A 26114-nucleotide genomic window follows, 5' to 3' on the forward strand; every position below is an offset into this window, starting at 1 on the left:
GACATAAAAAAGGACAATCAACTTGGCGATTGTCCTTCCTTATATTTATCCATCGATCCCGCTGTCATCACTGCCTCTACCCTTGTCATCATCGTCATCATCATCATCATCATCATCATACCGATCATCTCTGCTCTCATCATCAAACTTTACTCTGGTGATTTTCCCAGTTTCAGCATCGACTCGAACGTCAACCTCGCCTCGATCTGACTGAATCTCAAATTTATATTCAAGTCTGCCATGTTCCATTTCTTTTTCAACCTCTGTAATTTTGCCGTTAACTTCATTGGTAGCGATTTTTGCTGCTTCTTCAACGGAAAGCGTGGAAGTGTTTGTTGATTGGGTAGATGAAGAATTACTGTCGTCATCATATGATTCTACTTTGTAAAATGTTTGACCATGCTCTGTTTCTAACTCAATTTCCTGACCTGGTTTAATTTCAGGTAGATTTTGTGTACCAAGATTAATGAATGAATTTTTATCATCTACATGAACGGAATCATCCGGACGAGTATCATTTTTAGATGCACCTACTGCAATTGCTCCTCCCAAAACTAGTAACGATGACACAACACCTATCAAAGCTTTATTTTTCATTTTCTTTTCCTCCTTTTTGTTATTACCTTTCTACACTTTCAGTATATCCACCAAAAATGAGAGTAAAAGGATAGAAACATTAGAAATCAATGAGAAAAATAATAGTTTCCTGCGCCTTATCACTCTTCGTCATCATCATCGTCTTTTTCCTTCTGTTTATTTTCGTGGTCATCCCAGGCTACTGACATTACACCCCCTGTAATAGCATGAATTTGAACGGTTGCTTCACGATCATCGTTTGTTTCTATTTTTATAAGGTAATAGGTTTGATTATTTTCAGTTTCAAGCCAAATATCATCAACCTCGCCCTGAACCTGTGTACGTGAAATTTCTACAGCCTCTTTTTCTGTCAAAGTTTTAGGCGGTTGATTAATTGATATTGAGGTAGAAGAGAGGACGGTGCCTGAAACAGCATCGACTGTAATCGTTGTCTGATTTTCTATGTCATTCACAATGGCCTTATAAAATGAATCAGAGCCGTTATCTATTTTTTCTAATGAAGCAATTGTTCCATTCACAACCAGAGAGCGGATAATTTCTTTTATTTTTTCTTCTGTTAATTCAACTTTTTTGGGGGGAGATTGTGATGGCGTTGGCTTTGATGTTTCAGTATCTGTTTGTGTGAAAGATAAAACTTTACCACTAGAGGAATCTAGCTTAATGGTGTAAAAATGATTTTGTTTTTCAAGTTCTATATGATACTGTTGATTGGCTAATTTTATTGATGAGACCCTTCCTTGATAGCGCCCGTTAACGAGCTTCTCGGCTTCCTCTTCTGTTAACATGTCCGCTGACGGAGTAAGTTTTCCAAATTGCTGAAAGCTGACAACAACAATTACAAAGATTATAGAGCAAATCGCCAGCCAAAACCAAGATATTTTTTTCATTTTAAATTCACCACCTTATCTACAATTATTTTCTTATATTAAAATGAGAAAGTGATGAGAATTCCTATAATTTTTCAAATTTTTTTATAAGAAGAGTGGCAGTAGTTCCAATACCAGCTGCACTGTCCAGTTGTACTCCTATTCCAATTGCATCGGCAATTTCCTTGGCAATCGATAACCCAAGACCAGAACCGCCTTGTTTTCTGCTTCTAGCTTTATCTACTCGATAAAACCTATCAAAAACCTTTGGGAGTTCGCTTTCTTGGATGCCTATTCCACGATCGATAATTTTGATATAAATTTCATTGTTCTCTTTCCCTAGTTCCACTGAAATGATGTCATCACTATATTTCCGTGCATTGTCTAAAAAAATAAACAACAGCTGCTTGAGCTTTTTTTCATCAGTTTCAAAGAATAAGGGAGCTTCATTCACAGCAGCGAATTTAATTTCACGATTGTAAGCGTTCCTGAATGCATTTACAGTTTGGTCTATTAACTGATTGAGATTTACCTGGTTAATCTCGATATTCCACTGTTCATGGTGCCTTGCTAGCATCAACAGCTGCTCGGTCATTTCCTTCATACGGAGTGCTTCAGAGTGTATGGCTTCAATCGATTCTGTGAATAGCTGTGGTTCCCTTAAGCCTCTTCTTTTTAATAGACTTGCGTAACTTTCAATTATGGTCAAAGGGGTTTTAAGTTCATGTGATGCATTTGAAACAAACTGCTCCTGTTTTTCAAAGTTCATTTCTAAAAGATCAATCATATGGTTAAAGGTTTGACCCATTTGAAAGAGCTCATCTTTCGATTTACTTTCTAGCTTTAGACGCTTAAACGTTCCGCTTTTCCTTATTTCTGTCATTGTTTTAATCATAGATGTGACGGGCTTTGTAATAAAGTTACTAAGTAACCGGCTGGAAACTAAGACAGGAATCAGCGCAAGCAGTGTGACCAAGATTAAGACTAGACGAAGAATAGATAAAATCTTCGTTGCTGTCTCCATACTTTTGGTTATCTGAAGATTGGCAACACTACCGTCTTGCATGATGATTGGCATTGATTCAAAGGTATAGTGACGTTTCTCGGATTCTATCGTTTTGCTGACTTCACTTCTATAAAATACTGATTTCCTCTTACTAAGGTTTTGCTCGCCAGCGCTAGTAAACGCAGGGGGATTGTTGTTATCCTCAGTCACAATTTGTATCATACCGTTTATAGGAACGTAGGATCTAAGTAGGGAATCATTGGGGATTTTTCCAAGAGATTCTCCGAAATTATCGGATATCTTCTCCATCTCCTTATGTGCGGTAGTAAGCTCGCTGTCGAGAAGTAACGTGCTGAATGTATAATAAACAGTAATATTTAAGATCAGCAGCAGCAGGGCAAACAAAAAAGCTGTATAAAGGTTAATTTTATTTCTCAGTTTCATTTGGCATCCTTCATGACATAACCAATACCGCGAACAGTATGAATTAATGAGGGTAAGTGCGGCAGGTCTATTTTTTTCCTAACATACCGGATATAAACATCAACTACATTGGTATCTCCAAAAAAGTCATAACCCCATACTGCGTCTAAAATTTGATCTCTGCTCAAAACCTGACGTTTATGAACCATAAGATAAACTAGTAAATCAAATTCTCTTGGAGTCAATTCGATAGGTTCTCCAGCCCGTATCACTTCTCTTGATTTTTGATCAATGCTTAAATCAGCAAAGCGCAGCAGGTCACCGTTTTCATTCTGAGGTTGTTCCACCTTCTTCATTCGTAAGGCAGCACGTATTCTCGCTAACAGTTCTTCAATTTGAAAGGGCTTTGTAATATAATCGTTCGCCCCAAGGTCTAGACCGGACACTTTATCTTCAACAGAGCTTTTTGCTGTTAAAAGTATGACAGGAGTATGGAGATCATTTTTTCGAATTCGACGAAGAAGTTCAATCCCGCTTAATCCTGGCAGCATGACATCCAATAAGATTAAATCCCAACTTCCGGTACGATAGGCTCTTAGAGCCTCAAGGCCGTCGATTACTTTTGTTACTGAATATCCTTCATATTCAAGTTCAAGCTCTAATACTCTTGCAATCTTTTCTTCATCCTCAACAACCAAAATACTCCCTTTTTTTGTGGACATTTGGATTCTCCTCTATATTTATTTCTACATTCTATTCGGCAATATTAAGATAAAAACCTTTCGAACATATGGTCATACTTTATTAAACATGTTAATCAAAAAAATATTAATATTTTGTGAACGAATAACCATCTTCAATCGTTATACAGATGGATGAAGGTTTATGGGGGGAGAAATTTTGGCAAATATCATTGAGGTCAATAAAGTAAGCAAACAGTTTAATCAGCGTGAAATATTAAAAGATGTCTCTTTTTCAATTAAAGAAGGAAGTATTAATGGGCTGCTTGGTCCAAACGGGGCAGGGAAAACAACGATTATCCGTCTATTAAATGGGGTCATTGATCCAACAACTGGAATGATGAAGGTGATGAGTTTTGACCCCAAAAAACAGGGCGATGAGATTAGAAAAAGAGTAGGAATTGTTACAGAAAGTGCAAGTCTTTATCATGATATGACGGCATGGGACAATCTTGTCTTCTTTTCAAAAATATATGGAAAATACGATACGAAGCGAATCACACATTTGCTTGAGCAATTCGATATGCTTGCCTATAAGGACCAATTAGTTGGGAGCTTTTCTACAGGTATGAAAAAAAGAATCTCACTTGCAAAGGCTTTATTACATAAACCTAGACTTTTATTTTTAGATGAACCGACAAATGGTTTAGACCCTGAGGGAATAAATGAGGTAATTCGCTATTTACATAAAGTGAATCAAGAAGAAGGTGTAACCATCCTAATTTGCTCACATGTTCTCCATCAGCTAGAAACAATCTGTGATTCTTATTTGTTCCTGAATGAGGGCAGGATAGTTGAAAAAGGAGCAAAGAAGGAATTAGAGGATAAATATTTAAATGAAATTAAGTTATTAGTAGAAACGGGGCTTAATCCGCTTAATACCCAAACTTACAAGGGATACACATACAGTAGAAGAGGGACCCATCAATTAGAATTTATCCTTGCCTCAAAAGAAGAGATTACTCCTTTATTAGCTAGTATTCTTAATGAAACATGGGTTCATAATTGTGAGATAACCAATAGAAGTCTTGAGGCGCTTTATTTTAATATTCGGGGAGGAAAAGGAGTTGAATAAAAATTTAATCTTAACTATTGCAAGGAAAGATATGAAAGCTACTTTTTCATCCAAAAAGGTTTGGGTTCCAATGATCATCGTTGCCTTACTCTTATGTATTGTAGTTCCCGCGGGTATTGCCTATTTCGGAATCCACTTTGATATTGTTGGGAATTCTGCAAAAGATATAGAAAAACCAATAAATGCATTTATTGAAAATTTTCCTAATGAGGATATGAGAAATACTCTAATAGCATTGCCAACTCTTGGGTATAAATTTGTATATTTTTTCTTAACCTTTATGATGATTCCCTTTTTCTTGATGTTGGCCATTATTAATTCGATGGTTACTTCATCGAATAGTTTTGTAGGTGAGAAGGAAAGAAATACGTTAGAAACATTGTTGTTTGCGCCTATTTCAATTAAAGACTTATTTATTGGAAAAGTAGTAGCATCCCTGATTCCAACCTTAAGTATTTCCTTTGCAGCATTTATCATTAATTTAATTATTGTTAATGTAATCACTTATCCGCACTTTGAAGTGATCTTGTATTTTAACTCAACCTGGATTATTTTAATGTTTTGGGTAATTCCAATATTAGTTCTGTTTAATATCATCTTGAATGTCTTGATTTCAGCCAAGGTCAAATCGTTCCAAGAAGCCCAGCAATTTGGCGGAATCCTGGTGTTACCAATCGTTGGAATCGTAATTAGCCAAGCAAGTGGAATGTTCTTCTTAAGCCCATTAACATTATTCCTAATAGGCGCTGTTTTACTAATATGCAACCTATTCCTAATAAAACTGGTCACTAAATTCAACAACAGAAACACACTATTCCAAAGCCAAATACACTAACACAAAAAGACACTGTCCACCTGGAGTGGACAGTGTCTTTTTGTGGTGCCTGTCACCGAATTAATGAAAACGATGTTTAGTCTAATAAGAGGTTATAAAAGTAACCTAAATAAACTATTAAATTTCTCTTAAATAAAGTGGCAAGAAAATTTTTTTTATTATAACGAATAAAATATTTGAATTTTTAGAAAACTAACAGTATAATAAGAAAAAGCTCAAGGAGTTGATTTCCATGGAAAAGAGATTATTAAATTCACCACAACAGACAGACGAAAACAATGATTCTGTAATTGCTGAAATGTTTTTAAACCACGCCTTGATTGAATTTAGAAGAGATGTGCTCCGTAAGGAAATCGACCTCTCCTTACAAGAAAGAAATAAGGAAGCTTTCCTCAAGTTATCTGAGGAATTAAAGAAAATTTCATAGCAAAAAGTTTTCTAACAGACTTTATTTATATTGGAAGCCCTTTTCTCATTAGATAGGGCTTCTTTTGTTTTTGATATTCCTGTATGATGAAAAAAGCTGATATTGAAGAGAAATGTATTGTCTGAAGGGAAATAGGTGAGCAACTGTGATTTTCATGGTCGATAATTATGATTCTTTTACCTTTAACTTAGTTCAATACCTAGGGGAACTGGGGGAGGAGTTAGTCGTACAACGGAACGACCAAACAACCTTAGATGAAATAAGAACGTTAGATCCTGAGTTTTTAATGATTTCACCAGGTCCAGGCAATCCTGATGAGGCGGGAATAAGCCTAGCGGCAATAAAGGAATTTTCAGGAGTTATTCCGATTTTGGGAGTTTGTCTTGGGCACCAATCGATAGCTCAAGCTTACAAGGGTGACGTTGTACCTGCTGAGCAATTAATGCATGGAAAAACCTCTGATATCTACCATGATGGAAAAACAATTTTTAAAGGATTGCCGAATCCATTTCCAGCCACGAGGTATCACTCATTAATTGTGAAGAGGGAGACACTGCCAAACTGTTTTGAGATATCGGCTTGGACAAAGAATGGGGAAATTATGGCGATACGTCATAAAGAGCTGCCACTCGAAGGTGTTCAGTTTCACCCTGAATCGATATTAACGACATGTGGAAAAGAGATACTAAAAAACTTTGTCCAAAATTATGGAAAAGTAAAATCCATTTAGGTTAGACGCTTTACATAGTGAAAAAACCGGCGCCATGTTTTAATGGCACCGGAACTATTTCTGTTTTTCTCCTTTTTTACTGTTCATTAAATATAAGGTAATAGGCTGGTCTGATCCGGTCATTAGATTATAAACATATGAAGAAGTAAGTTTATATCCTTCATCAATTTTTTCTGCCAGGTAGTTAGTCCGTTCAAAAAGGATTGAGCGAATATGATTTAATTGACGAGCAATTTTCTCTGTCAATGCTTCTTGCTGATCCAATCGATTTAATACCCCAGTTTGAAACTCTTCTTGTTTACTAATCTTTTCGGATAATTGTTTTTGTAATTCCTCTTGAGTTTTTAACAAATGGATAATTAATTCTTCATATTCCTTATGTTGTAAATTACTTGTTCTAAGTTCATTTAATTGATTGGTGACTTTATCCCAGTGGTTTGCTTGTACAACCTCTTGATTGAGAAATTGGTGTTTCATCTCATTTATGGAAATAATTAGTGAAACATTTGCCTTTTGCTGTTCGTCTATTACTTCTGTAAGATAATCCCTCCTAACAAACTTTTGGTTTGGCTCAGTTATTTTCTTTTTATTTTTATATACTTTAAGATGTTTGCCATTGTTAATATATAATCCCATTTTTTACACCCCTTACATCATGAATGTATTATTTTATGCTTCAATTGTTAAAAATGGGAAATTTTTATAAAAAAACAGGAGAAATGAGTTTCTATGAGGAATTTAATTTAGTAAATTATAATTTATGAGCATAAAGAGAAATCCCGTTTACGGATAAGTCTTAAGTCTTAGTTGAAAATAATTCTCGAGATTGTGTAAGCCCGTAGACATACACGTTAAAATAAAGTAAAAGACATTTATTGAGGGATATAACGAGAGGAATCCCTTCCTATAGAAAAATGAAGGGGGAATATAGGATGAGGAAGGTTTACGTACTTCTTACTGATACTGGGACGGTTTTAACAAAGATTATTAAACTATATACGAAGAAGCCGCATAATCATGCTTCTATTGCCTTAGATGACCAATTATGGGATGTCTATAGTTTTGGAAGAAAAAGACCTCGCAATCCTTTCCTAGCTGGTTTTGTCAGAGAAAATATCCGTGGTGGAATTTTTCGGAATGCTGATTGTGCTATTTATTGTTGTACAATATCAGAAAAACAATATGATGCAATTTGTCGAAAAATTGAGGAGATTGAGAAAAATAAGGGGGAGTATCGCTACAATCTTTTAGGTCTATTCGCCGTCATGTTCAATTTGGAGTTAGATCGGAAAAATGCATTTTTTTGTTCCCATTTCGTAGCGGCACTTCTTGAGGAGTCAGGAGTTAAAATCAATAAACAAAAGCCGCTATCGCTTGTTACTCCAGATGATATAAAAGAATCAGCTTCATTAAAATTAGTCTATGAAGGAAAATTATCATCCTATTTTGCGGAAGCAAATGAGGAAAGTATCAATAATCTTGTTTCCCAAAATTATTATCAAGATTTTACTACTGATAGAGTGGAAGTTATCTAGTTAAAATTAGAGAAGTGGTGTTTCTATAGATACACGTCTTCTCTAATTTGTTTTTTCTTATCCTTCATTACTTCAACCAAACTATTAAAGAGCATTAAAGATTTCTGGAAAACTGGACTTTGGATAAAAGTATAGAGGAAGGTAGCTATAAACACTGGTCCACCTAATATAAAACCAATGATCAACACAAAACTTTCGACAAGGATACGTGCTTGACTAACAGATAATTTTGTTTTATTCGAAATTGAAAGCATAAAACCATCCCGTGGTCCGGCACCAAGACCTGCCGCAACATACATTCCTCCGCCAATACCCGTAATGACAATTGCACCGAGTAAAATGAGATAATCAATCCAGGAATTTGTAGCCTCAGGTAAAATTTTTAACCATAGAAAAAAATCCATAATGGGTCCAATTAATAGGGCATTTAGGAAAGTTCCAATGCTAATATACTTTCGAGCAGTAAAAAAGGATATGACAATTAGGAATAATCCGCATATAACTCCCCAAGTCCCTATGGTAAGTCCAAAATGCTGATACAAGGCTACATTTAAAACCTCCCAGGGATGTAAACCAACATATTTCACCTTTACGGCAATGGCATTCCCTAAACCGAAGAAGGTCAATCCTAAGAAAAATAATAAATACTGAATGGCTTTCACTAGTTAGTTACCTCCAAGGATAATGAGTTCTTATCTGAATTTTATATATATCTATAAATTTTAAAAGATACCAAATTAATAATCAATCAATTTATTACTCTTACGGTAGAATAATAAAAAAATTAATAATAATCAAAACTTTCATAAATTCTTGATGGAATATGCACGGTAAGGACATTTCAGTAAAGTAATTTCATTCTTCTATAAAGACATTATTAATCATATAAATCTAAAAAAGACCTTCAGCCGATTGAAGGTCTTTTACATTTAAAAAGAAAGAGGGATACCAAATGCCTAGCGAAATGCAACAAATAGAATTAGCTATCCCGATAAACGTGATTTGGGACTTCATCAGGGATGCAAATAATTGGGCGCCACTTGTGCCTGGTTATATACAACATGAGCAAATTAATGACAGCTTAATAACATGGGAATTTAAGAGTGACCTTGGAATAATGAAAAAAAAGGTAAGTCTAATTATAGACATAAAAGAGTGGAATGAACCAAAAAAGGTAAGCTTTGAACTGAGGCGTGCCAATGAAAAGTATATAGGTGAAGGATATTTTGAAGCTCAAGCATTAAATAAGAATAAAACATTGTTGATAGGATTTCTTGAAATAAATGCAAGTGGGGCACTAGGTTCATTGGCTAATTCGCTTTTTAAAAATGCGATTCCAAAATCAACAGAAGAAGTGGCAACCGTCATCTCTTCAAAACTCGAAGAATTCAACCAAAGGTAAAAATTTCACATGAACAATCCGGATAAATTTCGGATTGTTTTTTTTTATTATTTAAAAAACTTTTAACATGAGCCCAAAAGATATGTTATATTAATAAATAAAAAATTTAGTCAATCAACTAGTACAGGGAAGGTGAAAGTATGACTACAGAATTGAAGGTGAATGACAGCAGTCTTCCACTTCGTCGCGATGTTAAATTACTTGGTCAAATTCTTGGTGAAATCCTTGTCAATCATGGCGGGGCTGAATTGTTAGATAAAGTGGAAAAAATCAGGCTCATGTGTAAAACGCTAAGGTTCCATTTTGATCATGAAATATATTCAGAATTAAAACAAGAGATAACAAACCTCAACAGCCCATTGAGAAAACAAGTTATTCGCGCATTTTCAATGTATTTCCATTTAATAAATATTGCTGAACAAAATCATCGTATACGTAGAAGACACCAATATCACCTAGAAGACGATACAATCGTTCAACCCGACTCTATCGAGAGTGCGATTCTATCCCTTAAGGAAAACAATATTGATGAAGATATGATTCAGGATGTCTTAAACAAATTGTCACTTGAGCTGGTTATTACGGCGCATCCTACAGAGGCTGCGAAGCGTTCAATTTTAGAAATTCAACAACGTATTGCAGTTATTTTAAAGAAGCTTGATCATCCTTTATTAACAAAAAGAGAACGTCGAAAGCTAGAAGAGAGTTTGTTTAATGAAGTTACGATTCTTTGGCAGACAGATGAACTTCGCCATAATAAGCCGACTGTATTAGATGAGGTACGAAACGGGCTGTATTATTTTGATCAGACTTTATTTGAAGTCCTTCCAGAAATCCATCGGGAAGTAGAAGATTGTTTAGAAAAAAACTACTCTACTAAAAATTGGGATGTTCCTAATTTTCTTAAATTTGGATCATGGATTGGAGGCGACAGGGATGGTAATCCAAATGTTACTCCAGAGGTCACATGGGAGACTTTACATAAGCAGCGCAAGCTTGTCTTAAAAAAATATAAAAATGTCCTTGTGGATCTAATGAAACGCTACAGTCATTCCACAACTAGAGTGGAAGTCAGTCTAGAACTTACCCAAACACTAGAGGAAGAAGAAAACAAGTTTTTAACAGAGGATAAGAAATGGCCAATTAAAACAGAAGTGTATCGCCGTAAATTTGCTATTATCATCGAACGTTTAAAACAAGTTGGTAAATCTGATTTAGGTTATCGTTCTTCAGAAGAATTATTAGAAGATTTATTTGTAGTTAAAAGAAGTTTAAATAACCATCATCCTGCAGCCCATGAGTTAAAAACAATCCAAAAGTTGATACGCCAAGTACAGCTCTTCGGTTTCCATTTAGCAACACTTGATATTCGCAATCATAGTGGCGAGCATGAGGCAGCTATTACAGAAATCTTGCGAAAAGTACGAATTTCGGATGATTATGCACAGCTTTCAGAGGATGAAAAGGTGAAAATATTAGAAAATATTTTAATGGACCCACGGCCGCTTCTACTATTAAACGAAGATTATACACCGGAAACGCAGCAAATGATTCAGGTATTTAATATGATAAGAGATGCTCAGAAAGAATTTGGAGCACGCTCGATTTCCGTTTATCTTGTCAGTATGACAAAATCTCCAAGTGACTTACTTGAAATTCTAGTTTTAGCAAAAGAAGCAGGAATTTACAGACTTCATACGGATGGGACTGTGGAAAGTCAATTAAATGTAGCACCATTACTTGAAACCATTGAAGACTTAACAGCTGGTCCAAAAATTATGGAAACTTTATTTAATATGCCTGTGTATCGTAATCATTTGAATGTGATGAACAACCAACAGGAAATCATGCTTGGTTATTCAGACGGAAGTAAAGATGGCGGTACGTTAACGGCTAACTGGAAGCTCTATAAAGCGCAGCTTGAAATTCATGAGATGGCAAACAAGTATCACATTGGATTGAAATTTTTCCATGGCCGTGGAGGTTCCCTAGGTCGCGGAGGCGGCCCACTAAACAAAAGCTTGCTTTCACAACCAGCAGAAACGATTGGTGATGGAGTGAAAATTACTGAGCAGGGAGAAGTCCTTTCTTCCCGCTATTTGCTTGAAGACATCGCTTATCGAAGCTTAGAACAGGCCACTTCAACACTTATGCTCGCAACAGCTCATGTATCAAAAGAGGCAGAGCACGGAAATATGAGGGATAAATTATGGGAGTCAGCTATTGAAGAGATTTCCAGCGCTTCCCTTAAAAAATATCAATCACTCGTTTTTGGAGATTCAGACTTTTTAACCTATTTTAATGAAGCAACCCCATTAAGAGAACTTGGTGACTTAAACATCGGTTCAAGACCAATGAGCAGAAAAAATCGCGGTCGATTCGAGGATTTAAGAGCGATTCCATGGGTTTTTGCTTGGACACAAAGCAGGCAGCTCCTTCCAGCATGGTATGCAGCAGGGACTGGATTAGAAAGCTTTGCTTCAAAAAGTGAACAAAATTTACAACAATTACAACTGATGTATGAAAAATGGCCATTTTTCCGCTCAACTATTGATAATCTCCAAATGGCTTTGATGAAGGCAGACATCACAACCGCTAAAGAATATTTATCACTAGTGGAAAATCAGGAAATTGCAGAGCGAATTTTTTCAAATATCCTTGAAGAATATGAAAGAACGAAAGAAATTCTTCTCAAAATAACTGGTGCTAAAGAATTACTTGATCACACCCCAAATATTAAAGACTCAGTCTATCGTAGAAATCCTTATGTTGATCCATTAAACTTTTTACAGGTAGAATTAATTAAGCAATTAAGAAATCAGAACGAACCAACTGAAGAATTAATAACTGAGGTACTACTAACCATTAGTGGAATCTCCGCTGGTTTACGTAATACTGGTTGATCTAAAAAAACGCTCCTCGCCCATTAAGGTGAGGAGCGTTTTTCCATGAGAGTGGGTGAAATAGGTTATGAACAATCTGTGAAATATTTAAAAATGAATGAATATTCATTCGTTTTTCAGCGAAATTCGACAAATTTTGTATTATTCAACTGATATATTTTAGCCAGAAAAGAAAAATGGTTAAGTTTGAAAAACATTCCTGCTTGAAAAGAGTGATTTGGAGGGATATGAAATGGCAGTTGAAGAAAAAGTTGTACAGGAAAAACAAAATGTAGTTGCAATGATTAATGTTTTGGCAAGGAATGCTGCAAAAGCGTTAGCTGAATTTCGTTGCTACAATCAGGAAATGGTGGACGAAATCGTCAAGCAAATGGCCTATACGGCCCTTGATAACCACAAAGACTTGGCAAAGCTAGCAGTTGAAGAAACGAGAAGAGGAGTATATGAGGATAAGGTTTTCAAAAATATGTTTGCGACTGAGTTTATCTACAACAACATAAGAGATCTAAAAACAGTGGGAGTGATTAATGAAAACGAGAATGAGGGAATGGTAGAGATCGCCGAGCCAGTTGGTGTCATAGCTGGAGTTATTCCTATCACAAATCCTACTTCCACGGTTATCTTTAAATCACTGATATCGCTAAAAACAAGAAATCCAATTATCTTTGCCTTTCCGAAATATGCTCAAAGGTGCTGTGTAGAAACGGCAATACTTCTAAAGGAAGCAGCTATTAAGGCTGGGGCACCTGGGAATTGTATTCAATGGATTGAAGTTCCCTCCCATGAAGCATTTCAAATATTGATGAAGCATCCAAAGATTTCTCTTATTCTGGCTACTGGGGGACCAAATTTAGTAAAAGCAGCTTATAGCTCTGGAAAACCTGCACTGGGTGTTGGGGCAGGTAATGTCCCTTGTTATATTGAAAAAAGTGCGAATATAAAGCGGGCAGTAAATGACATTATTCTATCAAAAACATTCGACAACGGGATGATTTGTGCTTCTGAACAAGCACTTATCATCGATCATGAGATCTATGAAGAAGTAAAACGGGAAATGATCGAAAATAATTGTTATTTCTTAAATAATGAAGAAAAATATTTGATAGAAAAAGCAGTGATAGACGAAAAAAGTGCTTCCTTAAATCCGATGATTGTAGGCTTGCCTGCCTATATGATTGCAAAAATGGCTGGTGTCAATGTCCCTGTAAATACGAAAATATTAATTGCTGAATTAAAAGGTGTGGGTCCGAGATTTCCACTTTCTTGTGAAAAGTTAAGCCCTATACTAGCCTGCTATAAAGTAAATAGTTTAGCCGAAGGTCTGCTTATCGCTGAAGAAACACTCGGGTACGGAGGGCTGGGACACTCAGCTGCCATTCACACAGCTGAACAAAATGTGATTGACACATTTGCCCTTAGAATGAGAGCTGGAAGAATTATGGTTAATACACCATCGACTCACGGTGCGATTGGTGATATCTATAACACATCTTTACCGTCCTTAACGATTGGGTGCGGAACATATGGAGGGAACTCTGTGTCTCAGAATGTAGGAGCAGCTAATTTGATTAACATTAAGAAGGTTGCAAAAAGGAGAAATATGACACAATGGTTTAAGGTTCCATCACAAGTGTTTTTTGAAAGAAACTCGATTCAAGTGCTAGCTGCGATTCCTGGAATCTCAAAAGTGTTTATTGTGACAAGTGCAAGTCAAATGAAAAATGGCTCCGTCGAAAAAGTGCTTTATCAATTGAAAAAACATCCTAACAATATCCAATATGAAGTTTTATATGATATTGAACCTGAACCAGACATTGTAGCAGTTAAGAGTGGTGCAGAAAGGATGGAAAAGTTCCAGCCTGATTGTCTAATTGCACTCGGAGGCGGCTCCGTCATGGACGCAGCAAAAGCGATGTGGCTCTTCTATGAACATCCAGAAGTTGATTTTAATAGCTTAAAACAAAAATTCTTTGATCCTAGTAAAAGAGTGGTTAAATTCCCTTCTCTTCGCGGCAAAGCAATCCTTGTAGCAATTCCGACCACATCTGGTACAGGATCTGAGGTAACTTCCTTTTCCGTTATTTCAGATAAAAAGACAAATATCAAATATCCACTAGCTGACTTTCAACTAACACCAGACTTGGCTATTGTCGATCCTCAGTTTGTAATGTCCGTCCCTAAGCATGTGACAGCAGATACGGGGATTGATGTTTTAACACATGCGATTGAATCGTATGTTTCAGTGCTAGCCAATGACTTTACCGATGGATTAGCATTGAAAGCAATTCAATTAGTATTTGAGTATTTACCAAGGGCTTACCAAGACGGAAAGAATGAACTTGCTCGAGAAAAAATGCACAATGCCTCTACTATTGCAGGAATGGCTTTTGCCAATTCATTTTTAGGGATTAATCATAGCTTGTCACATGCACTAGGTGCTGAATTTAATATTGCGCATGGTCGAGCCAACGCCATTATGTTACCTCACGTAATTCGATACAATGCAGCAAAACCGAATAAATTCATGACATTTCCAAAATATGAACACTTTATTGCTGATCAACGCTATGCTGAGATTGCTAAAGTGCTAGGATTACCTTCTGGAACAACAGAAGAAGGTGTAGAAAGTTTAATACATGCAATCACTCACCTTATTAAGGAATTGGAATTGCCAATGAGCATTCAAGAAACGGGGATAAGTCAGAATGAATTTGAAAAGAAAATAAATATCTTAGCTGAAAATGCCTTTGATGATCAAGATACGATTGCAAATCCTAAACAACCACTTGTAACGGAGCTGGCGAATATCTATCGAGAGGCTTATAAAGGTTTTTAAAGGTAGTTCAAAATAACTTTTTTTACTGTAAATAGGTTAGTTGTAGATTCGAAAATTGTGTGAACAAGAATGAAAACTTCGACAAAAACCATCAATCTTCTTAGTGTATCTTACCTCTAACAAGTAATAGACTTTGTAAATAACAGTCATAATTTAGAAAATGGGGAAAATTGTCGATTTGGCTACGTTTACAAAAACCTTTTTTAAAACAATAATTTAAGTGGGTAAGAACTTGATAGGATTTGGAGGAGATTGTATGGTTTATTCGTCAAAGCCGTGGTTAAAGTTTTATGATCCAAGAATTAATAAGGATGTATCAGTAGATTATGATTCCTTATACGATCTTTTGAAGCAAGCAGCCATTATTCACGGGGACAAACCAGCCCTTACTTTTTATGAAAGATCCTGGAGTTACAAAGAAACGAGAGTAATTACAGATTGGCTGACAGCATCGTTGTACCGGATCGGCTTCCAAAAGGGAGATAGACTGGGGATCATGCTGCCTAACTGCCCGCATTATATTTTCAGCTTATTTGCAGTCTTCCGATTGGGAGGTATTGCTGTTCAAGTAAATCCAATGTATGTAGAAAGAGAAATTGAGTATGCCCTAAATGATTCTGAAACAGGCTATATGGTTGTATTTGAAGCATTCTATCAAAAGGTAAAAGAAGTTCAGCCAAGGACTTCTTTGAAAAAAATCATAGTAGTGGGATTTGGCGGAAGTAAGATTAACCTAGCAGAAGGTGATATTTATTTTGATGATTTTCTTACACATGATAATGTGATCCCTGAAATCCCAATTAACATCAAAGAAGATGTGGCTATTTTACAATATACAGGAGGAACAACTGGTGTTTCCAAAGGGGTCATGCTTACCCACCAGAACCTGCTTGCTAATATTATTCAAGTTTGTGATTTTACTTATAATGCAGTTGATGAGAAACCAGAAAACTTTAAGATTATCAGTGTTCTCCCAATGTTTCACGTATATGGATTATCATGTAATGCACTTTCTGCTATCCGAATTGGGGGTAATCAATTAATTCTCCCTCGTTTTGATGTGAATGAATTACTTGAGCTGATTAATAGGGAGAAACCATTCCAGTTAACTGCAGTTCCTACGATGATATGCGCATTAAACAGTCATCCACAATTAGAAGATAGCTCAATTAAAGATATATTCTACCTAAGCAGCGGTGGAGCTCCATTGCCAATTGAACAGGTTAAATCTTTTGAAAAACGTGTTGGCATAAGACTTGCAGATGGATACGGACTTTCAGAAACAGCTCCTTCTGCTATTACTACACCACCATTTCTTCCTCGTAAACTAGGCAGTGTGGGGATTCCTTTACCAGGAACTGAAGCAAGAATTGTAAAGGAAACTGTAGAGGGATATGTAAATGTTCCGGTTGGTGAAGCAGGTGAATTGATTCTTCGCGGGCCTCAAGTTATGAAGGGCTATTGGAAGCGTCCTAGTGACACTCAATTAGTGATTAGAGACGGCTGGCTTTTTACAGGGGATATCGCCAAAATGGATGAGGATGGTTATTTCTATATTTTAGATCGAAAAAAGGACATGATTATTGCAAGCGGATACAATGTTTACCCTCGAGAAATTGAAGAAATTATCTATCAACACGAAGCGGTCGAAGAGGCGATTGTTGTTGGAAAGCCTGATTCCTATAGAGGAGAAACAGTGAAGGCTTTTGTAAAGTTAAGAATCGGAGCATATGTGACACCAGAACAATTAATAGAATATTCAATGCAGTTTTTAGCATCTTATAAAGTACCTAAAGAGATTGAGATTCTATCGGAACTTCCTAAATCATCTGTCGGAAAGCTGTTAAGGAGAATGCTGCGTCAAGAAAAAAATGAAAAAGTTCATTCCTAAGAAACTATTAATCAACAAAACCACTAATCTAAACAAACTTCGTAGAACACATCAAGAATCCTTCCAAGAACACTTCACGCTCATTTACCTAAATAATTCAAGCAAGGGGAGACAATGAAATGGCTGAAAAAAAAGAATCCACTATAAAGAGTGAAGAATCACCAAAAACAACTAAAAGGAGACGAAATACTGTGGAAAATTCTACGGTTGAAAATGAAGTAAAAGGAACGGAAGTACATGAACCGATAGAATCAGAGGTACAAGAGCAAATCCTTGAGGAGGAAGCCGAACAAACAGCTGGCGAAGAAAATGCTGAAGAGGCAGGAGCTCAAGAACAGTTTTCGACCTTGGATATTCTTTGGAAGCATGCCTATCATGAGTTAGACCAATGGGCGAAGCACGCAGATTTTCGTGATGATGTGTTTTTAAAAGAAGCAATGTGTTTTGCTGAAAGCATCAGACGAAATCAGGAGAATATTAAATCTGTCAGAGAACAGTTCAAGAAAGAGTTTGCAAATTGGGAAAGAACAGCAAGAGAAGAATTCTTAATGTCCACTACAGCACTGCAGCACATTTTTCCAAAAAAGTCTTATGAAGAAATTAATCAGCAGTTTGACCAAATTCAAAGTAGAACAATAGCGATCCTAAGAACACCATTACAAATGGCTGTAAGTAATCAACTTATGGACCAATACCTTCAAATGATAGAACAATATATTGCACTTAGGAAGAATGCAAGGAAACAATATACTAAAACATTAAAGCAAGCTGCAAACCTAATCTATGAGAGTCAAAAAGGATTTCTTAATCTTTTTACCGGACCAATAAAAACGTTTATGTTCCCATTAAATAAATACATGGAAAAAGCAGAAAAACTTACAAAATCATAAGAATGAGGATGATGAAGAATGTCAAAAGAAAAGATATTTGACCCGTACGAAAGCTTTAAACAAATTAGTGAAATGTGGGAAAAACAAATCAATGGTCTATTATTTATGGCAGCAGATAACAATGAATTTGTTCGCTTAGCCAATACAGGATTAGGTGTACACTCTCGTTACATGGAACTTTTAAGGAAAAATCAGGAGCTAATGGCCGGCATTATGAATATCCCTACCAAAAAAGATGTTGCGACTGTTGCAAATCTATCAATTCAAGCTGAAGGGAAAATCGATAATCTTGAGGAACAGATTTGGAAATTACAGGACAGCCTTGGTGCATTAAATAAAGAAAATCTCGAATTGTTTCAAGAAATGGTTAAGATGATTAAACAAATGCAGGTTGAGTTCCAAAAAACTGTACAAGAAGTTACTGACTTGAAAAGAATGAAGGATGACTTCCAGGAATTACGTAAAGAACTTGTTGAAATAAAAATTATTCAAGTCAACCTTCGTGATGTAAGACAAGAACTTGAGGAAATAAAAGAATCACAAAAGAAAATTATCGGAATAAAAGGACTTGATGATCAGAAAACCATCCAATCCGATTTGCACGAAGTTAAACTAGGATTAGGTCAATTAACAGAAATAAAAAATGAATTAGCTTCATTAAAGGGGCTTGTGGTAAAAGAAAGTCCAAAAGGCAAGGCGAAAGAAAAAGAATTAGTTACAACAGTTTAATGAAAAGGGGGAAAATGATAATCGTTCAAGAAATGTTTAAGGACTTCATTCCCTCTTTAACATTGGCAAAGAGATAATAATAGGGAAGGACCCCATCCTTCCCTATTAAATAAATTAAGCAGCAGCCTTTTGCCGGCTTAAGAACTTTCTTAGCAGAAGATTAAACCGGTTTGTTGCTTCTAACTTTGCTAAATGCCCCGAGTTTCTCATAATGATAAATTCTGAATGGGGTATCAGTTTGTGCATACAATATTGAATCCAAACAGGTAAAACGGAGTCGTATTGACAGCCAATGATTAGAGTTGGAACTTTTATTGTTGGTAATAAAGAAATATTGTTAACTTGGAAACAAGCTTTTAGAGATTTTAAAAAGATGTTGCGCTTCGGCTGGAAATATCGTTTAAATAGATTCATATTTTCCTCTGACCAAGAATAAAGGCTCATATGTGCTGCAGTTTCTTTTAGGTCATTATCCGTTGCAGCGGCACCTAATCTCGCTTTCTTAAATTTAAGTAACGGTTTTCTGAGTTTTTTAGGAAAAAAGTGGAATGTACTGATCAACATGAGAGAGCGAACTAGGTGGGGGGCTTGACGATAAATCTCTTGAGCGACAGCACCGCCCATTGACAAGCCTAAAATGTGAGCGTTTTCAATTTTTAACTCGTTTAATAAAGCAATAACATCTGAAGCAAAATTTGGAATAGATATCCCTTCGGTTTTGTTACAGTCACCATGCCCTCGCAAATCAGGAATAATTAATTCGTACTGATCAGCTAGTTCAAATTGTGACTGCCACCCTTCCTTCACTTCACCTAATCCATGAATCAGGACTAACGGTTCACCATTGCCAAAATGTAAAAAAGGCATCCCCAACATACTAACTTTCGATTGTTTCAATTTGACACCACCTTCAATTTTTTAATAGTTCCTTTACCAAGTTACTAAAATTGTAAACGTGATGTTACACCATATAATAACATTTATTTGTCAAGTTGACAAAATATTACTTGTAGGTGTAAAATACATATAGGTGAGGTGATATAGAAATGGTAAATCAAGACAATCAGTCTGTCAATCCTTCAAAAAATTTTGTTCTGCCATTTATTCTATTGCTTCTTAGCAGAATGTCTCTTCACGGATATGAGCTAAGCCAGAAATTACAAACATTTGGTTTTAAAACGATTGATCAGGGTAATCTCTACAGACTGTTAAGACAGCTAGAAAAGGAAGAACTAGTATCATCTGAGTGGGATACTAATGGCAGTGGACCTGCCAAAAGAAGATATTCCATAACAAAAGCTGGTATTACATACTTAAAAGGCTATGCCAATCAACTAGAATCGTACCAATCGATGCTAGACCAATTCTTCAAAATGTATTCAAGTTTCCTTGAGCTCTATATTCCTTCATTTCAAAAGAGGGATTCGATAGAGAAAGTAAACAGTAAAAAGAGGAGGAAGGACGATGGCACAGAAAAAGAGTGAAGGTGTTCTAGCTGTTGAAGAAAAAATAATTCCTGCAGCAGAAGAAGCTAAAAGTGAAGGTTTATTTGTAGATACACTTTGGAATCAGTATGAGCAATCACTTGAGCGGGCTAGACAGTTGCGCGAAAACCGTGAAGATGCTTATGTGAACGCACTTAGAGAAGTCATCAAGTTTAACAAACAATATAGAAAATCAGTAGCTAATCTGTTCGAACAAACTAAAAAAACAAACAAAGAAGTTGTTTCTGGATTCATGCAGCAAATGAATGCACGCAGGGAACAACTTGTGAAAGACGAAGAAAGAGTAGAAGCAGAAATGATGAATGAAAGGGAGGAGCTTAAACATCAGCTTAAAGAGGTTTCTAATCAATTAGAAAACCTTGCTCTCACTCCAATCAAATCTGTTTTCCAAATTATTGACCAGTTAGAGGATAATTTCGAAAAGAGCACAGAAGCCAACGTTGCTTATGGACGGGAACGCCGAAATGCGTGGCAGCAGGTCACAAATGAGTATGTTAAAATGGCTAGAAATACTCATAATGAAATTGTAAATCGTGGGAAAAATAGTGTCAAAGAGCTTCTAAAAGCAAAGTAAGCAAATACTTCAAATTCATTAGCAGACCAATACATCTGATTGGCCTGCTTTTTTATGTTAATCAATGAACATAGATATAGAAATTTCTTGAAACATAAATTTAATATTACTATTATTGAATTGACAAGATTTCATGCTATACTTCTAGTTGCAATTGAATAGGATAAAAGTGGGTATAAAGGATGATTTTTGGTAATTTAATAAACTAATAAATAGCTAAATTACATAGAAAAATTAAACTCTATTGCTATTTGCGATGAAGGAAGCAGGGGAAAAAATTTGAAAAAGAAGATTATGGCATTTTGTACAATAATCACGTTCGGAAGTCCAACTGTATTACTTCAAGTAGAAGCAGAAGAAAATAACAACCAGCAAGTAATTGACGAACAGCGCTCAAGAATCCAATTGGAAATCTTAAAAGGGAGTGTAGAGCTTAACCAAGTAAAAGATGAAATTGAACAAATAAATGAACAAATCAGTCGAGTCGAGCAAGCCATAAATGATAATAATAATATCATTCTCGAAACGGAGAAGAAAATAAGCGCTTCACAATTAGAGATTCAGAAATTGGAAACAGAGATCGCATCGCTAAATGAAAAAGTAAGAAAGCGTAATGAGATATTAAAAAAACGTGCACTTACATTTCAAGAAAAAGGTGGAAAGGTAAATTATCTTGATGTTCTACTTGGATCCTCAAACTTTAAGGACTTTGTAGATCGGGTTGGTGCCGTAGCCTCTTTTGTCGAAGCAGACCAAAATCTTATAAAACAACATGAGGATGACAAACAGGATGTAAAAAAGAAGCAAGAACAATTACAAAATAAATTATCAGAGCTGCAGAATATGAAAGTAGAATTAGAAGGAATGCAAACGCAAATTCTAGAACAAAAGCAACAAAATGAATGGTTAAGGGCTGAAGCAAAGAAAAAAGAGCAAGTTACACTTGTTGAACAGGCTGGTTTAATGCAACAGGATTCTGCGCTTTCTACAATGGACGATCTAAACGATATTGATCCAAATCAAATTTTGAATGAATCAATATTGATATCGAACGAAACTGTTCAAAAGCTAATTACCGAAGGGCTAAAGTATGTGGGGAATTCGGTTTATGTATTTGGCGGCGGTCGAAATGAATATGATATTGCAAATGGAAGATTTGATTGTTCCGCTTTTGTCAGTTGGGCGTTTGCTCAGGTTGATATCAAAATAGGTACTAGTACAGAGGTCTTGAAAAATACAGGAATACCGGTCAGTGTCGATGAAATGCAGCCTGGAGACCTTGTGTTTTTTGATACCTATAAAAAAGATGGCCATGTCGGCATTTATCTTGGTGCTGGAAAATACTTAGGTTCACAAAGTTCTACAGGTGTGGCAATAGCTGATATGACAAATGGATATTGGTTGGAAAAATTTAATGGACGTGTTAATCGCATAATAGTACAATAAAGCAGCGAGGCTAGCATAGCTTCGCTCCTATTTTTGTTAAAAAATAGATGCTAAGGATAATGGAAATTAAGGACAATTAAAAGGTTATTCCATAACCTTGATTTTAAACAGAAGATAATGTGGGGAGTAGTTATTTAAATGGAGTTATTATTGATTATTAAAGCAATTATTTTAGGGTTGGTAGAAGGGTTAACAGAATTTGCTCCGGTATCTTCAACCGGTCATATGATTATCGTTGACGATATGTGGCTACAATCAGAAGAGTTTTTAGGAAAATATGGTGCGAACACGTTCAAAGTAGTCATTCAGTTAGGTTCCATTTTAGCGGTTGTAGTGACATTCAAAGACAGATTCATTGACCTGTTAGGAATGGGACGCATTAAAAATAAGCATTCAAAACAAAGCGGCGGTCGATTAAAACTTACTCAAGTCATAGTTGGATTAATTCCTGCTGGAATCTTTGGAGTACTACTAGAAGACTATATAGATGAGTATTTATTTTCGACTGAAACGGTTTTAATAGGTTTAGTGATTGGTGCTGTCTTCATGATAGTCGCAGATCGCTTTGGTCCAAAAACACCAAAAATCCAAACCGTTGATCAGATTACCTATAAACAAGCGATTACGATTGGTCTCATTCAGTGTTTATCATTGTGGCCAGGGTTCTCTCGTTCCGGCTCAACAATTTCAGGCGGCGTTCTAATAGGATTGAGTCATCGAGCGGCTGCGGATTTTACCTTTATTATGGCAGTTCCTATTATGGCGGGTGCCAGCTTTCTATCCTTACTGAAAAATTGGCAGTATATGACGATGGATGCCCTTCCATTTTTTATTGCTGGATTTGTAAGTGCCTTTGTTTTTGCGTTAATTTCTATTCGCTTTTTCTTAAAGCTAATCGATAAAATAAAACTTGTTCCATTTGCGATTTATCGAATCCTGTTAGCATTAATCATTTATCTTGTGTATTTTTAATTATATTATGCAGCAGCCCATAAAAGTGGACTCTCACCAAAAACCAACAACTCAAAGTTGTTGGTTTTTTTATTGGATAAAAGAGGATGATTTTTGGAAACATAAGGTAAAGAAAGTAATGGCGAAAAATGATGTTTGGTTAGCGATAGTTATTGGAGGATTTTTAGGCATTGGACTAATTTTATTTCATCATTTCTTCGTTCTTCGATTTCCTGAAAAAAACATATTCCAAATTATTTAATATTGCCTTGGGAGGAAGCCATATTTTTGATGGGATAAAACCATTGAAAATATGGTTTTTCATATTTTCTAAGCACTTGTCCACGATTTTTTTAAAAGGCATCTGTCACACTTTATATTTATTGGTCAAATAACTGTTCGTACATAATGAACATGCCTACACAAAATAACGCAGAAAAGAATATTTTATTGTAACTGGTAAACTAATACAAAAAAGATGATGAAAATCTTTGGTGGGTGCAAGAAATGAAATCAATTGTTTTTTTAGGAACAAACAAAACGGGATCAAGTTATGAGGGAATAAGAGCAGCAAAAAGGCTGGGGTACGAGACCATCCTTTTAACGAATCGCACCATTTTTGTTGAAGAAAGGAAGGATTATATCGAAATAGATGATGTACGCCTAATAAATATGTCAGATACAGATGAAATACTTTCAGCGATAACTGACCTCATTTTAGAGGGAAAAAAGGTTGAGTGTTTTATTAGCTTTTTAGATGAATATGTTTACTTGGCTGCCTTGCTTTCAAATACTCTTTGCAATTCACCGCTCACATATGAACCATTAGAAATTATGACCGATAAAATTTTAACCAGAAAGTATTTATCTGGAAAAAGTTATTCTCCTTTTTTTAAGGTTCTAAGCTCTCCTGAAACGATCGATCATGAGTTAAAGGAGTTAAAAGACCAATTTCCGCTAATTATCAAATCACCTCAATCTAATGGTTCAAAGGATGTAATATTGGTCGAAAATATTTGGGAATGTAAGAAGGGTGTGAAACAACTTCATCGTAAAAATTCAGAATCTCCTATATTAGTAGAGGAATATTTGGAGGGTCCACAATATTTGGTTGAAGTTGTTGTCTATAATTCCACCATCATGATTGCAGCAATTGTTGAACAGGAAGTAATTAAGGCCGAACGTTTTATTATCACAGGTTATTCTGTTTTTCCTGAGTTGTTAGTAGAACAGCTGCCTGGGCTAAAGGAAACTGTCCTTTCAATTATAGGTGATTTTCAGTTAAGAAATGGTACTTGCCATTTAGAGATAAAATTAACAAATAATGGCTGGAAGCTGATTGAGATTAATCCGAGGATGGCTGGGGGTGCTATGAACCGGATGATTGAGGAAGCATTTGGTTATAACCTTGCAGAACAGACAATAAGGTTATACGCAGGATTGGAACCTGAATTAATAAAAATGCAAAATAAGGCTATTTATACACATTATTTAATCGTTGGATCTGTCGGGAAAGTACTTAAAGTAACTGGTTGCGATTCAGCCAAAGAACAAGTTGGTGTTTTAGAGGTGTACACGAAGGCAGAATATGGTCAAATTGTAACTCCACCTCGCTCAATGGGACAACGATACGGATATGTATTAGCAGCAGCTGATTCAAAAGATAAAGCAAGAGAATGTGCTATAAATGGGGCGCAGCATATTCAATTTTACTTGCAGCCAGTTTAAAAAACTTGAAAGGAGGTTTGGTCATGGGGGAAAATAAATGTATATGTCAAGACCTGCAACAACTTTTTGAAGAACAGAAAAAATTATCCTTTGAGGAATTTCGTTTTATAAGTGAGGATATTGGATATGATACTATTCCATTTATACTATCCACGGGAAAATGTCAATTTGAGGCATGGGGTTGGACAAATAATGGAGATTTCTTTACAACGAATGTCTTTAGATTAGAAGCGATAGATGTAAGAAGATGTTGTGCAACAATATCTCTTCTTGAACCGGTAGATATAGATGGCTATCCAGTAGATATTTGTGATAATGTCTTTTCTTTAAGAACAACATCTAATTGTATTATTGTAGACCTCTCCTGTTTTTCTTCACTACAGCCGCTATCGCCTAGATTAGTGAATCGTCTCCTTCCTATAGTGGATCCTAAATGATTGATAAGCTCATATAGAATGGGCTTATTCTTTTTTTTGAAAAGTGGGTTATTTGGAAATGTGTCTATCGCACATTTTTATCGATATGAATAGGATATATGGAATTAATAAAGGAGGTAATGTAAATGTCTGGTTCACATGGCGGGCATGGCAGCGGCTTTGCCCTTGTAGTTGTATTGTTCATTTTGTTAATTATTATCGGGGCTTCTTGGTGCTGAGGATACTATTAAATTAAAGAGGGGGTTATAAATATGCAATATGGATATGGTTACGGCGGTGGCTGTGGTGTTGGCGGTTATGGTTACGGCGGCGCCTGTGGTGTTGGCGGTTATGGTTACGGTGGCTGTGGATTTGGCGGCGGCTTTGCGTTAATCGTGGTTTTATTCATCCTATTGATTATCGTTGGAGCATCTTGCTTTAGATAAAACGAAAAGTGGAAGCGCCCCTAGGCACTTCAACTAGACAAAAAAATATAGAAGAAAGCCCTCTTTTTAAACAAGAGGGCTTTTTGTGTGCGCTTGGCAGCGCTTCGCTCTAATGGGTGAAAGTCCCTAACATGCCGTTGTGGCGGAAATGTATAGCTGACAG

At 35.9% G+C, this 26114-nt stretch carries 26 protein-coding genes; 19 read left to right on the forward strand and 7 right to left on the reverse strand.

The window, feature by feature from the left end; translation table 11 throughout:
• Positions 1–45: 45 nt before the first annotated feature.
• From TR08_RS30180 to TR08_RS05500, 4 genes are all read right to left on the reverse strand, one after another.
• A complete protein-coding gene (locus TR08_RS30180) occupies positions 46–597 on the reverse strand; it encodes a PepSY domain-containing protein (protein WP_052427352.1) in 552 nt (183 codons plus the stop codon).
• Between the two features lie 119 nt (positions 598–716).
• On the reverse strand, positions 717–1484 hold the full coding sequence (locus tag TR08_RS30185) for a PepSY domain-containing protein (protein WP_052427353.1): 768 nt from the start codon (positions 1482–1484) through the stop codon (positions 717–719).
• Between the two features lie 64 nt (positions 1485–1548).
• The gene (locus TR08_RS05495; protein WP_045516408.1) at positions 1549–2913 is read right to left on the reverse strand and encodes a HAMP domain-containing sensor histidine kinase; all 1365 of its coding nucleotides are present in this window, start codon (positions 2911–2913) and stop codon (positions 1549–1551) included.
• Positions 2910–3614 carry a response regulator transcription factor gene (locus TR08_RS05500; RefSeq protein WP_045516410.1) on the reverse strand — a complete coding sequence of 235 codons (705 nt, stop codon included), beginning with the start codon at positions 3612–3614 and terminating at the stop codon, positions 2910–2912. The genes TR08_RS05495 and TR08_RS05500 overlap by 4 nt, the downstream gene beginning before the upstream one ends.
• A 178-nt stretch (positions 3615–3792) precedes the next feature.
• Between TR08_RS05500 and TR08_RS05505 the strand changes: the two genes are divergently transcribed.
• From TR08_RS05505 to pabA, 4 genes are all read left to right on the forward strand, one after another.
• The gene (locus tag TR08_RS05505; RefSeq protein ID WP_193747683.1) at positions 3793–4707 is read left to right on the forward strand and encodes an ABC transporter ATP-binding protein; all 915 of its coding nucleotides are present in this window, start codon (positions 3793–3795) and stop codon (positions 4705–4707) included.
• Positions 4700–5542 (forward strand): ABC transporter permease subunit, encoded by an 843-nt coding sequence (locus TR08_RS05510; RefSeq protein ID WP_045516412.1) that lies wholly within the window; start codon positions 4700–4702, stop codon positions 5540–5542. The genes TR08_RS05505 and TR08_RS05510 overlap by 8 nt, the downstream gene beginning before the upstream one ends.
• A 232-nt stretch (positions 5543–5774) precedes the next feature.
• Complete coding sequence (locus TR08_RS05515) at positions 5775–5969, forward strand: IDEAL domain-containing protein (RefSeq protein WP_045516414.1); 195 nt, start codon at positions 5775–5777, stop codon at positions 5967–5969.
• Between the two features lie 145 nt (positions 5970–6114).
• Entirely contained in the window at positions 6115–6699 is a 585-nt protein-coding gene (pabA, locus tag TR08_RS05520; protein ID WP_045516416.1) for an aminodeoxychorismate/anthranilate synthase component II, read from the forward strand.
• Positions 6700–6753: 54 nt separating this feature from the next.
• On the opposite strand, the gene TR08_RS05525 is transcribed toward pabA, so the two are convergent.
• Entirely contained in the window at positions 6754–7335 is a 582-nt protein-coding gene (locus TR08_RS05525; protein WP_045516418.1) for a hypothetical protein, read from the reverse strand.
• 296 nt (positions 7336–7631) lie between these two features.
• Here TR08_RS05525 and TR08_RS05530 point away from each other — a divergent pair, with 296 nt between their 5' ends.
• The gene (locus TR08_RS05530) at positions 7632–8234 is read left to right on the forward strand and encodes a hypothetical protein (protein ID WP_045516420.1); all 603 of its coding nucleotides are present in this window, start codon (positions 7632–7634) and stop codon (positions 8232–8234) included.
• 23 nt (positions 8235–8257) lie between these two features.
• On the opposite strand, the gene TR08_RS05535 is transcribed toward TR08_RS05530, so the two are convergent.
• Positions 8258–8896, reverse strand: a complete 639-nt coding sequence (locus TR08_RS05535; protein WP_045516422.1) for a YczE/YyaS/YitT family protein — start codon at positions 8894–8896, stop codon at positions 8258–8260.
• Between the two features lie 290 nt (positions 8897–9186).
• Between TR08_RS05535 and TR08_RS05540 the strand changes: the two genes are divergently transcribed.
• The 6 genes from TR08_RS05540 to TR08_RS30190 all read left to right on the forward strand — a co-directional run bounded on the left by TR08_RS05540 (position 9187) and on the right by TR08_RS30190 (position 18885).
• Positions 9187–9636: a CoxG family protein gene (locus TR08_RS05540; RefSeq protein WP_045516424.1), complete on the forward strand. Its 450-nt coding sequence runs from the start codon at positions 9187–9189 to the stop codon at positions 9634–9636.
• A 140-nt stretch (positions 9637–9776) separates the two neighbouring features.
• On the forward strand, positions 9777–12539 hold the full coding sequence (ppc, locus tag TR08_RS05545) for a phosphoenolpyruvate carboxylase (RefSeq protein ID WP_045516425.1): 2763 nt from the start codon (positions 9777–9779) through the stop codon (positions 12537–12539).
• A 232-nt stretch (positions 12540–12771) separates the two neighbouring features.
• Positions 12772–15375: a bifunctional acetaldehyde-CoA/alcohol dehydrogenase gene (gene adhE / locus TR08_RS05550; protein WP_045516427.1), complete on the forward strand. Its 2604-nt coding sequence runs from the start codon at positions 12772–12774 to the stop codon at positions 15373–15375.
• 256 nt (positions 15376–15631) lie between these two features.
• A complete protein-coding gene (locus TR08_RS05555; RefSeq protein WP_045516428.1) occupies positions 15632–17266 on the forward strand; it encodes a long-chain-fatty-acid--CoA ligase in 1635 nt (544 codons plus the stop codon).
• Between the two features lie 119 nt (positions 17267–17385).
• Entirely contained in the window at positions 17386–18156 is a 771-nt protein-coding gene (locus TR08_RS05560) for a hypothetical protein (protein ID WP_045516429.1), read from the forward strand.
• Between the two features lie 18 nt (positions 18157–18174).
• A complete protein-coding gene (locus TR08_RS30190; protein ID WP_052427354.1) occupies positions 18175–18885 on the forward strand; it encodes a hypothetical protein in 711 nt (236 codons plus the stop codon).
• A 114-nt stretch (positions 18886–18999) separates the two neighbouring features.
• Here the strand turns inward: TR08_RS30190 and TR08_RS05570 are convergent, their stop codons facing one another.
• Positions 19000–19782 (reverse strand): alpha/beta fold hydrolase, encoded by a 783-nt coding sequence (locus tag TR08_RS05570; RefSeq protein WP_081954359.1) that lies wholly within the window; start codon positions 19780–19782, stop codon positions 19000–19002.
• 149 nt (positions 19783–19931) lie between these two features.
• Between TR08_RS05570 and phaQ the strand changes: the two genes are divergently transcribed.
• The 8 genes from phaQ to TR08_RS33550 all read left to right on the forward strand — a co-directional run bounded on the left by phaQ (position 19932) and on the right by TR08_RS33550 (position 25951).
• Positions 19932–20369, forward strand: coding sequence for a poly-beta-hydroxybutyrate-responsive repressor (gene phaQ, locus TR08_RS05575; protein WP_045516430.1), 438 nt, complete (start codon positions 19932–19934; stop codon positions 20367–20369).
• The gene (locus TR08_RS05580; protein ID WP_045516432.1) at positions 20350–20964 is read left to right on the forward strand and encodes a hypothetical protein; all 615 of its coding nucleotides are present in this window, start codon (positions 20350–20352) and stop codon (positions 20962–20964) included. The genes phaQ and TR08_RS05580 overlap by 20 nt, the downstream gene beginning before the upstream one ends.
• A 279-nt stretch (positions 20965–21243) precedes the next feature.
• Complete coding sequence (locus TR08_RS05585; protein WP_045516433.1) at positions 21244–22410, forward strand: C40 family peptidase; 1167 nt, start codon at positions 21244–21246, stop codon at positions 22408–22410.
• Positions 22411–22548: 138 nt separating this feature from the next.
• Entirely contained in the window at positions 22549–23382 is an 834-nt protein-coding gene (locus TR08_RS05590; RefSeq protein ID WP_045516434.1) for an undecaprenyl-diphosphate phosphatase, read from the forward strand.
• A 486-nt stretch (positions 23383–23868) separates the two neighbouring features.
• The gene (locus TR08_RS05600) at positions 23869–25089 is read left to right on the forward strand and encodes an ATP-grasp domain-containing protein (RefSeq protein WP_045516437.1); all 1221 of its coding nucleotides are present in this window, start codon (positions 23869–23871) and stop codon (positions 25087–25089) included.
• A 23-nt stretch (positions 25090–25112) separates the two neighbouring features.
• On the forward strand, positions 25113–25526 hold the full coding sequence (locus TR08_RS05605) for a CotY/CotZ family spore coat protein (protein ID WP_052427355.1): 414 nt from the start codon (positions 25113–25115) through the stop codon (positions 25524–25526).
• A gap of 125 nt (positions 25527–25651) precedes the next feature.
• On the forward strand, positions 25652–25744 hold the full coding sequence (locus TR08_RS30785; protein ID WP_081954361.1) for a YjcZ family sporulation protein: 93 nt from the start codon (positions 25652–25654) through the stop codon (positions 25742–25744).
• Between the two features lie 33 nt (positions 25745–25777).
• On the forward strand, positions 25778–25951 hold the full coding sequence (locus TR08_RS33550) for a YjcZ family sporulation protein (RefSeq protein WP_081954362.1): 174 nt from the start codon (positions 25778–25780) through the stop codon (positions 25949–25951).
• Positions 25952–26114: the final 163 nt, after the last annotated feature.

The sequence above is a fragment of the Neobacillus niacini genome (assembly GCF_000759675.1).
Taxonomy (GTDB): Bacteria; Bacillota; Bacilli; order Bacillales; family Cytobacillaceae; genus Neobacillus; species Neobacillus niacini_A.

Bases quoted from the DNA above. Each gene is read 5' to 3' on its own strand.
- TR08_RS05560 (WP_045516429.1), top strand. From the start codon at position 17,386: ATGGCTGAAAAAAAAGAATCCACTATAAAGAGTGAAGAATCACCAAAA.
- TR08_RS05540 (WP_045516424.1), top strand. From the start codon at position 9,187: ATGCCTAGCGAAATGCAACAAATAGAATTAGCTATCCCGATAAACGTG.
- TR08_RS05590 (WP_045516434.1), top strand. From the start codon at position 22,549: ATGGAGTTATTATTGATTATTAAAGCAATTATTTTAGGGTTGGTAGAA.
- TR08_RS05500 (WP_045516410.1), bottom strand. From the start codon at position 3,614: ATGTCCACAAAAAAAGGGAGTATTTTGGTTGTTGAGGATGAAGAAAAG.
- TR08_RS05525 (WP_045516418.1), bottom strand. From the start codon at position 7,335: ATGGGATTATATATTAACAATGGCAAACATCTTAAAGTATATAAAAAT.
- TR08_RS05495 (WP_045516408.1), bottom strand. From the start codon at position 2,913: ATGAAACTGAGAAATAAAATTAACCTTTATACAGCTTTTTTGTTTGCC.
- TR08_RS30180 (WP_052427352.1), bottom strand. From the start codon at position 597: ATGAAAAATAAAGCTTTGATAGGTGTTGTGTCATCGTTACTAGTTTTG.
- TR08_RS30185 (WP_052427353.1), bottom strand. From the start codon at position 1,484: ATGAAAAAAATATCTTGGTTTTGGCTGGCGATTTGCTCTATAATCTTT.
- phaQ (WP_045516430.1), top strand. From the start codon at position 19,932: ATGGTAAATCAAGACAATCAGTCTGTCAATCCTTCAAAAAATTTTGTT.
- ppc (WP_045516425.1), top strand. From the start codon at position 9,777: ATGACTACAGAATTGAAGGTGAATGACAGCAGTCTTCCACTTCGTCGC.
- TR08_RS05530 (WP_045516420.1), top strand. From the start codon at position 7,632: ATGAGGAAGGTTTACGTACTTCTTACTGATACTGGGACGGTTTTAACA.
- TR08_RS33550 (WP_081954362.1), top strand. From the start codon at position 25,778: ATGCAATATGGATATGGTTACGGCGGTGGCTGTGGTGTTGGCGGTTAT.
- TR08_RS30190 (WP_052427354.1), top strand. From the start codon at position 18,175: ATGTCAAAAGAAAAGATATTTGACCCGTACGAAAGCTTTAAACAAATT.
- TR08_RS05605 (WP_052427355.1), top strand. From the start codon at position 25,113: ATGGGGGAAAATAAATGTATATGTCAAGACCTGCAACAACTTTTTGAA.
- TR08_RS05515 (WP_045516414.1), top strand. From the start codon at position 5,775: ATGGAAAAGAGATTATTAAATTCACCACAACAGACAGACGAAAACAAT.
- TR08_RS05600 (WP_045516437.1), top strand. From the start codon at position 23,869: ATGAAATCAATTGTTTTTTTAGGAACAAACAAAACGGGATCAAGTTAT.
- TR08_RS05580 (WP_045516432.1), top strand. From the start codon at position 20,350: ATGGCACAGAAAAAGAGTGAAGGTGTTCTAGCTGTTGAAGAAAAAATA.
- TR08_RS05555 (WP_045516428.1), top strand. From the start codon at position 15,632: ATGGTTTATTCGTCAAAGCCGTGGTTAAAGTTTTATGATCCAAGAATT.
- adhE (WP_045516427.1), top strand. From the start codon at position 12,772: ATGGCAGTTGAAGAAAAAGTTGTACAGGAAAAACAAAATGTAGTTGCA.
- TR08_RS30785 (WP_081954361.1), top strand. From the start codon at position 25,652: ATGTCTGGTTCACATGGCGGGCATGGCAGCGGCTTTGCCCTTGTAGTT.